At 61.6% G+C, this 7,361-nt stretch carries 7 protein-coding genes and 1 pseudogene; 7 read left to right on the plus strand and 1 reads right to left on the minus strand.

Going from position 1 to position 7,361, the window contains the following annotated elements:
• Window positions 1-9 precede the first annotated feature (9 nt).
• Genes AC2AXP_RS21975 through AC2AXP_RS22000 form a run of 6 tightly spaced genes read left to right on the plus strand, consistent with a single transcriptional unit; the run spans window position 10 to window position 6,134 of the window.
• Window positions 10-537 (plus strand): cupin domain-containing protein, encoded by a 528-nt coding sequence (locus AC2AXP_RS21975; protein WP_004958943.1) that lies wholly within the window; start codon window positions 10-12, stop codon window positions 535-537.
• Entirely contained in the window at window positions 534-1,352 is an 819-nt protein-coding gene (locus tag AC2AXP_RS21980; RefSeq protein WP_273871872.1) for an alpha/beta fold hydrolase, read from the plus strand. Before AC2AXP_RS21975 ends, AC2AXP_RS21980 begins: the two co-directional genes overlap by 4 nt.
• Entirely contained in the window at window positions 1,349-2,143 is a 795-nt protein-coding gene (locus AC2AXP_RS21985) for an SDR family oxidoreductase (RefSeq protein WP_004958948.1), read from the plus strand. Before AC2AXP_RS21980 ends, AC2AXP_RS21985 begins: the two co-directional genes overlap by 4 nt.
• Before the next feature lie 12 nt (window positions 2,144-2,155).
• On the plus strand, window positions 2,156-2,944 hold the full coding sequence (locus AC2AXP_RS21990) for an aspartate dehydrogenase (protein WP_004958949.1): 789 nt from the start codon (window positions 2,156-2,158) through the stop codon (window positions 2,942-2,944).
• Between the two features lie 24 nt (window positions 2,945-2,968).
• The gene (locus AC2AXP_RS21995; RefSeq protein WP_004958952.1) at window positions 2,969-4,438 is read left to right on the plus strand and encodes an aldehyde dehydrogenase; all 1,470 of its coding nucleotides are present in this window, start codon (window positions 2,969-2,971) and stop codon (window positions 4,436-4,438) included.
• A gap of 55 nt (window positions 4,439-4,493) precedes the next feature.
• Complete coding sequence (locus AC2AXP_RS22000) at window positions 4,494-6,134, plus strand: thiamine pyrophosphate-binding protein (RefSeq protein WP_039991767.1); 1,641 nt, start codon at window positions 4,494-4,496, stop codon at window positions 6,132-6,134.
• A gap of 32 nt (window positions 6,135-6,166) precedes the next feature.
• Here the strand turns inward: AC2AXP_RS22000 and loiP are convergent, their stop codons facing one another.
• The gene (gene loiP, locus AC2AXP_RS22005) at window positions 6,167-6,919 is read right to left on the minus strand and encodes a metalloprotease LoiP (RefSeq protein WP_004958957.1); all 753 of its coding nucleotides are present in this window, start codon (window positions 6,917-6,919) and stop codon (window positions 6,167-6,169) included.
• 237 nt (window positions 6,920-7,156) lie between these two features.
• Between loiP and AC2AXP_RS22010 the strand changes: the two are divergent.
• A pseudogene (locus tag AC2AXP_RS22010) lies at window positions 7,157-7,361 on the plus strand (transketolase); the annotation flags it as partial.

Genomic DNA, 7,361 nt, shown 5'->3' on the forward strand with positions numbered 1-7,361 from the left:
AGTGAAACCATGTCACAGATTGAGCAAAAAACCGCGATCAAGCCGCAGGATATGACCATGGCGAACTGGGTGGAATCACGCATCGCCCGTTTTGAAGGTCGTAAATATGACTGGAACGCGCTGAAGTTCCAGGCGGATTTCGATGCCAAATACCGCCGTGCGCAGATGCGCTACATCGGCACCGGCGCTACCGGCGTCGCCAGCGACGTTAACACCGTGCCCGCCGGCAACTTCACCTTCTCGACCATGGTGCTGCCGTCGAAATGCGAAGGGCCGCTGCATTTGCATGACGACGTTGAAGAAGTGTTCTTCATGCTGAAAGGCAGCATCACGCTGATGATTCAGGACGGCGAGGCGTATTACGAAACGGTGCTGAAAGAGCGCGATCTGATTTCGGTACCGGCAGGCATTTATCGCGGCCTGTTTAACCATGGCGAAGAAGAGGCGCTGATGTGCGTGATGCTCGGCACCGCCAAGCCGGAAATCCCGACCTATCCGGCGGACCATCCTTTGTCGAAAGTGAAGCGCAACGGATGAACGCATTGCCGGAACGCCGACAGGCGAACTGTAACGGCCATCTGTTGAGCTGGCGCGAAGCCGGGCAGGGCCGACCGGTAGTGTTGCTGCATGGTATCAGTTCCGGCTCGGCGTCATGGGTGAAGCAGTTGACCGACGCGCGCCTGGCTGCCGGGCATCGGTTGATCGCCTGGGATGCGCCGGGTTATGGCGGCAGCGCGCCGCTGGCCGACGCTCAGCCGGATGCCGCCGCTTACGCCCGCGCGTTGGCGGCGCTGATCGACCATTTGCAACTGGCGCAGCCCCTGGTGATCGGCCATTCGCTGGGCGCGCTGATTGGCAGCGCCTATGCGGCGGAGTATCCGTATGGCCTGAACGGCTTGGTGCTGGCGGATCCGGCGCAGGGTTATGGCAGCGCAACGGCAGAAAAACGCCGGCAGGTTTATCAGCAGCGCCAGCAGATGATGGCAACGCTGGGGCCGCAGGGTTACGGCGAACAACGGGCGGCGGCGTTGTTACGTGAAGGCGCCGACCCGCAGGATCTTGCCTGGGTGCAGAGCGCTATGCGGCAGCTCAATCCACCCGGTTTTCTCAGCGCCGCCTGGATGTTGGCCAATGACGATATCGGCGCTTATTTGATGCGTTATCGCGGCCCGTTGCAGGTGTGGTGCGGCGACGTTGACCAGATTACACCACCGGCAGCGGCAGGCGAACTGGCACAACGGCAGGATGCCGAACTGCGGTTGATAACCGATGCCGGACACGCCAGCTACCTTGACGCGCCGTCGGTGTTTAACCGTTATATGCAGGAATTTACGAGGGCAATCCAAGCATGAATTTCCAGATAGAGGGACGGGTAGCGGTCGTGACCGGCGGCTCCTCGGGCATCGGTTTCGAAACCCTGCGGCTGTTGCTGGCGGAAGGCGCGCGGGTGGCGTTCTGCGGCCGCAACCAGGACAAGCTTGACGCCGCGCTGGCGCAGCTGCGCGAGGCGTTTCCGCAGGCGGAGATCGTCGCCGCACGTTGCGATGTGCTGGACGCCGCGCAGGTGGCGCAATTTGCCGCCGAGGTCACGCAGCGCTTCGGCGGCGTGGACATGCTGATCAACAACGCCGGGCAGGGCTTTGTTGCCGATTTTGAGCAAACGCCGCGCGAGGCATGGCTGCATGAAGCCGAACTGAAACTGTTCGGCGTTATCAATCCGCTGCAGGCGTTCCTGCCGGCGCTGGAGCGCTCGGACATCGCCTCGATCACCTGCGTCAACTCTCTGCTGGCGTTACAGCCGGAAGAGCACATGATCGCCACCTCGGCGGCGCGTGCGGCCTTGCTGAACATGACGCTGACGTTGTCAAAACAGCTGGTCGACAAAGGTATTCGGGTTAATTCGATTCTGCTGGGCATGGTGGAGTCTGGCCAATGGCGTCGCCGCTTTGCCGAGCGTAGCGACCAGCAGCAGAGCTGGGAGACGTGGACGGCGGCGATCGCCGAGCGGCGAGGCATCCCGATGAAGCGATTGGGTAAACCGCAAGAGCCGGCGCGGGCGTTGCTGTTCCTGGCGTCGCCGATGGCCTCCTTTACCACCGGAGCGGCGCTGGACGTGTCCGGCGGCTTCAACCGACATCTGTAAGCAGGAGCGACAATGAAAAAGATCATGATGATCGGCTACGGTGCGATGGCAAAAGAAGTGCTGGCGCGTTTGCCGCAGGGGGTCGTGCCAGGGTGGATCGTGGCGCGTGACGCACATCATGCAGCGATTGCCGAAGCCTATGGCGATCGGGTGCCGGCGTTGACCGATCCGGCGCAATGTGACGGCCGGCCGGATCTGGTGCTGGAGTGCGCCAGCCAGCAGGCGGTGGCGGAATTTGGCGAAGCGGTGGTGCAGCGCGGCTGGACGCTGGCGGTGATTTCAACCGGCGCGCTGGCGGACGCGGCGCTGCAATTACGCATTCAGCAGGCCTGCCAACGCCACCACGGGCGGTTGTGGGTGCTGTCTGGTGCCATTGCCGGTATGGACGGGCTGGCGTCTGCGCGCGAGGGCGGGTTGGAGAGCGTGACCTATCAGGCCAGCAAAAGCCCGGCCAGCTGGCGCGGCAGCCTGGCGGAAAAACTCATTGATCTGGATGCGGTCAGCGAAACGCGGGTGTTCTTTGACGGCACGGCGCGCGAGGCGGCACGGCTGTTCCCGGCCAATGCCAACGTTGCCGCCACCATCGCCCTGCATGGCGTGGGGATGGATGCTACCCGGGTTCGTTTGCAAGTGGATCCGCATACCCGCCACAACAGTCATCAATTACGGGTCAGCGGCCGCTTTGGCGAATTCCAGATGCAGCTGAGCGGCAATCCGTTGGCCGGCAACCCGAAAACCTCGACGCTGGCGGCGTTAAGCGCGGTGCAAGCCTGCCGCCGTTTGGTCGACGGCGGCTGCTAGCTGCCGAACTGTAGGAGTCATAGCATGGAAACGTTAAAGATCTTCCTGGCCGGGCGCTGGCGTGAAGGGCGCGGCGAACTGATGCAATCGCGATTCCCGGCCGACGGCTCGCTGAATGCCGAACTGCATGCGGCCAACCTCGACGACGTCAACGATGCGGTTGCGGCAGCGGAACGCGCCTGGCGTGCGCCTGAATGGCGGCAGCAGCTACCGCACCAGCGGGCGGCGATCCTGCAGCGCGTCAGCGAGCTGATCGTCGAGCAGTTGGAGCCGTTGGCGCAGTTGCAAACCCGCGACAACGGCAAACCGCTGGCAGAAACCCGTGGACTGGTGGCCAGCGCGGCCGCCACCGCGCGTTATTTTGCCGCCGCCTGCGAAGTGCTGGAGGGTGAACTGCCCACCCAGCGCAGCCACGATGCGATGACGCTCAGCCAGTACCAGCCGCTGGGGGTGATCGCCGCCATTACGCCGTGGAATTCACCGATTGCCAGCGAAATGCAGAAAGTGGCTCCGGCACTGGCGGCGGGCAATGCGGTGATCCTCAAACCCGCTGAAGCGACGCCGCTGATGGCGCTCAAACTGGCGGAACTGTTTGAACAGGCCGGATTGCCGGCCGGTTTACTCAGCGTGTTGCCGGGCAAGGGCTCGGTGATTGGCGAAGCGCTGGCGCGTCACCCTTTGGTGAAAAAAATTTCGTTTACCGGCGGTACCAGCACCGGCCGCCATTTGGCGCACGTAGCGGCAGAAAAGCTGATCCCGACCTCGCTGGAGCTGGGGGGCAAGTCGCCGACCATGGTATTGGCAGACGCGGATCTGGAGCAGGCGGCGCGTGGCATCTGCTACGGCATTTTCAGTTCCGCCGGGCAGGCGTGCATCGCCGGTTCGCGGCTGTTCGTGCACCGTTCGCTGTACCAGCCGTTGCTGGCGCGGCTGTGCGAACTGGCGAGTGGGCTGCGCGTCGGCAACCCGTTACAACCGGGGGTACACCTTGGCCCGCTGATCAATGCCCGCCATCGGCAAAGCGTGGCCGATTACGTCGCGCTGGCGCAGCAGGAAGGCGGGCGAGTGCTGATCGGCGGCGAGATACCGGCGGATCCGCAACTGGCGAACGGCAGCTACTACCTGCCAACAATTATTGAGGGGCTGAATAACGAGGCCCGGGTGTGTCAGGAAGAAATTTTTGGTCCGGTGCTGGTGGCGATGCCGTTCGACGATGAAGCACAGCTGATTGAAATGGCCAACGATTCGGTTTACGGGCTGGCGGCGGGCATCTGGAGCCGTGATTTTCCGCGGGCGATGGCGCTGGCGTCGCAGTTGGAAACCGGCACCGTGTGGATCAACACCTATAAGACGTTCTCGATCTCGACGCCGTTCGGCGGCTTTAAACACAGCGGCCTGGGGCGTGAAAAAGGGCTGCACGGCATCAAGGCGTATATGCAGCAAAAGAGCGTGTATCTGGCATTAAACCACCAGATCAACCGCTGGAGCGACTAAGCGTCAATTGGTACAGATGATTACTTTTGCATACCCTCATAAAAGAAGGCAGATGATGAGCGATAAAATAACGGTAGGCGAGGCGATAGCCCGGACTCTGGAGCACTACGCGGTGTCGGCGATTTACGGCATCATCTCGATCCACAATCTGCCGATTGCCGACGCCGTCGGGCAGCGCGGGGCGATCCGCTTTGTGCCGGCGCGCGGCGAAGCGGGGGCGGTGACCATGGCAGACGCGCATGGACGGTTTTCTGGCCTGGGCGTGGCGCTGACCAGCACCGGTGCGGGCGCCGGCAATGCGGTCGGGGCAATGATTGAAGCGCTGAACGCCAACACGCCGCTGCTGCATATTACCGGTCAGGTGGAAAAAGCCTATCTTGACGCCGACGCCGGGTTTATCCACGAAACCAAAGACCAGTTGGGCTTCCTGCGCGCCTGTTCAAAAGCGGCCTATCGCGTCAATTCACCGGAACAGGCGGTGGCGGTGATCCAGCGTGCAATCCAGCAGGCGCAGACCGTGCCGTGCGGTCCGGTGGCGGTAGAAATCCCGATTGATATCCAAAGTAGCCTGGTGTCGAGTGCGGTGCTGACGCCGGCACGTTTGCCGCCCGCGCTGCCAGCAGCGGACGACGCCGCGGTAGAACGGCTCTACCAACGCCTGCGTGCGGCCAAACGTCCGCTGCTGTGGTTGGGGGGCGGCGCGCTATCCTGTGCGCCTGCGGTGAAGCAACTGGCGGACGCCGGGGTTGCGGTGATCTCCAGTACCCACGGGCGCGGCATTCTGCCAGACAGTCACCCGCGCAGCCTGCGGGCGTTCCATAATTCGCCGAGCATAGAAAAAATACTCAACCGCTGTGATTTGACACTGGTGGCCGGATCGCGGTTGCGCAGTAACGAAACCCGCACCTGGACGTTGCCGCTACCGCGCCCGCTGGTGCAGATTGATATCGATCCGGCGGCGGCCAACCGCAACTATCTGGCCGACGAACAGATCAACGGCGATTGCGCAGCCTTGCTGAGCGCGTTGGCGGCGCGTTATGCACCGCACGCCCGGGTGGATGCCGCATGGGATGCCGACATCGCCGCAGCGGTGCAGCAGGCGGAAACGGCGTTGCGCCAGCAGTCCGGCGAATACGTCAAGTTGAACGATGCCATCGCCGCAGCGCTGCCGAACGACGGTCTGCTGGTGCGTGATATCACCGTTTCAGGCAGCGTGTGGGGCAGTCGGCTGTTCCGCGCCGTGGCGCCGCTGTGCAACATCCATTCGCTGGCCGGGGCGATTGGTCTGGGGCTGCCGATGGCGATCGGCACGGCAATCGCCAACCCGCAGCGTAAGGTGGTCGGCCTGGTGGGGGATGGCGGTCTGGCTCTGGGACTGGGAGAACTGGCCACCATGGCGCAGGAACAGGCCAACATCACCCTGCTGATCATGAACGACGGCGGGTATGGTGTGATGCGCGGTATTCAGGACAAGTACTTTGCTGGCCGTCAGTATTACAATGAGCTGCATACGCCAGCGTTCGCGCAGGTAGCGCAAGCCATGGGGATCAAGGCCTGGAAGGTTGACGATGCGGCGCAGTTCAACGGCGTGCTGGCGGAAGCGATCAACTACCCGGGACCGACGGTGGTGGAGGTGGAGATGAAACGCGTCGGGCCACTGACCTTTGCCGGCCCGCCGCAGAAAACCCTGTATTGAAACCGGGCGAGGCCAGGCCTCGCCCCCAGGGGTTATTTACCTGCCGCAATGCGCTCGCGGATGTGCTGCGCGCGCGCTTCCGAGGACGGGTGGTCGTCAAACATGCTGCTTTGACGGCCGGCTTCCATCTTGGCCAGTTTTTCGAAGCTGGTCACCAGGCCGTTCGGGTCAATGCCGCGTTTTTTCAGCAGATCGAAGGAATAGTCATCCGCTTCGCTCTCCTGCTTTTGCGAGAACTGGGCGCTGACCAGCTTTTCGCCGATATCGGCCAGCTGCGACTGTGACAGGGAGCCGATAATGCCGCCGGTAGAGGCCGCTGCGGTGCGCAGAGCAACGGTGCCGTAGGCAACCTGCATCGCCTTGCGGGTATGACCCAGCGCCACGTGGCCCATTTCATGACCCAGTACGCCTTCCACTTCGTTGTCGTTCATCATGTCCATCAGGCCGCTGTAAACGCGGATACAGCCGTTGGCCATTGCCCAGGCATTGACGTCTTTCGTCAGGTAAACCTTATAGTTGGCCGGCGTGCCGTCGATATTGTCGCCCAGCGCCGCCGCGATTTTATTCAGACGTTTGGCATAGGAGCTGTCGGCCGGCGCGATTTGTGCCTTGCTGTCCATCTCGGCGCAGGATTTTACACTTAACGTTTTTACGTCGTCATTGCTTAGCGTTGCCGCTTGAAACGCCTGTGCGCCAGACTGCATCAGGGTATTGGTATCGAGGTTTTGACAGCCGCTTACCAAGGTGGCAATGCTTAATGCAATCAAAGATGTACGAATTTTCATGAAGCCATCTTCCTGTGATAGTAACAAGGGGAGCGTGTGATTTTAGCTGAAACAATCGGGTTGCAAGAGCCTAGTGTAGCTTGGCGCGGTGTGAAATAGTGATATTCCGAAAATCAGCCGATTGGTGCTAATAAGTCGTGAACTCGCTCTCATTTGGCATTAGGGATTGCCGTTTTAATACGGAGTCTGAGAAAATAGAAAACTTGACTGCTTTTTTAATCCGACCTGGAGTAAAACATGTCCTCTCGTAAAGAGCTTGCCAACGCCATCCGCGCACTCAGCATGGACGCCGTGCAAAAAGCAAAATCCGGCCATCCGGGTGCCCCTATGGGAATGGCGGATATCGCCGAAGTCCTGTGGCGTGACTACCTCAACCACAACCCGACCAACCCGCACTGGGCTGACCGCGACCGTTTCGTGCTGTCCAACGGCCATGGCTCCA

The organism is Serratia sp. Sp408, assembly GCF_057180665.1.